Genomic DNA, 958 nt, shown 5'->3' on the forward strand with positions numbered 1-958 from the left:
ATACTGGCGGCGTTGTAGACATCTGCGACGTGCATAACCGCAACTGGGTACTGCGCAATACCGCGGTCTCTGAAGTCTGGGGCGTAGGAAAGAAGATGACCGCCCACCTGGAAGCGATGAACATCCGAACCGCGATGGACCTGGCCACAGCTGATGCGCGCACTCTGCGCGACCGGTTCAGCGTGGTCATTGAGAAGACCGCGCGTGAACTGGCAGGTACTCCGTGCCTGGAGCTGGGCGAAGCCGCACCACCAAAGCAGGAGATCTGTTGCAGTCGAATGTTCGGGAAACGGCTAACCACCGTTCAGCCGATCAAAGAGGCGGTGGCCACCTACACCCAGCGTGCAGCGGAGAAGCTCCGTTCTCAAAGTTCGCTGTGCAAGAAGATCCGCGTCAGCATCCGTACCGGCATGTTCAATCCTGAGGAAGCCAAGTACGCCAACGGCGCTTTGGTTGAATTGCCGTACCCCACCAACGATGTGCGCTTGATGACCAGGGCGGCGACTGAGGCAGTAAATCGTTTGTTTCGACCGGGGTTCAAGTACAGCAAAGCTGAGGTACTGTTGCTGGATCTGCGACAGCCTGGCGAATTCACAGATGACATGTTCGCAGCTTCGCAGCCGGCATCTTCGGAGAAGGTCATGGGAGTCCTGGACGAGATCAATACACGCTGGGGCAGAGGGACTTTACGAGCTGGGAGCGTTCCCTCCAATCCGCAATGGGCTATGCGTCGCGAGCTGATGAGTCAGAGCTATACCACCAGGCTCGATCAGTTGTGGGAGGTGAAAAGCCTGTAGGAGCTCTGTAAGGGTGAGGATCCAGTCGCGGGCGGGCACTTGGATTGCTGGGACAGTACTCCAGTCGAAAACATTGCCTAGGGTCTGTTCCCGTTTCACATTGGTAGCCACAGAAAAGCGCAGGCCATTGCTATGACGCTTTCATAGTTTCTCTTGAGTTT

The 958-nt window shown here is 56.6% G+C and carries 1 protein-coding gene; it reads left to right on the top strand.

What is annotated here, in order from left to right; translation table 11 throughout:
* On the top strand, positions 1 to 797 hold a 797-nt coding region (locus DW49_RS0123585), incomplete at its 5' end, for a DUF4113 domain-containing protein (protein ID WP_024421443.1).
* Between the last annotated feature and the right edge of the window lie 161 nt (positions 798 to 958).

The organism is Pseudomonas avellanae BPIC 631, from assembly GCF_000444135.1.
Taxonomy (GTDB): Bacteria; Pseudomonadota; Gammaproteobacteria; order Pseudomonadales; family Pseudomonadaceae; genus Aquipseudomonas; species Aquipseudomonas avellanae.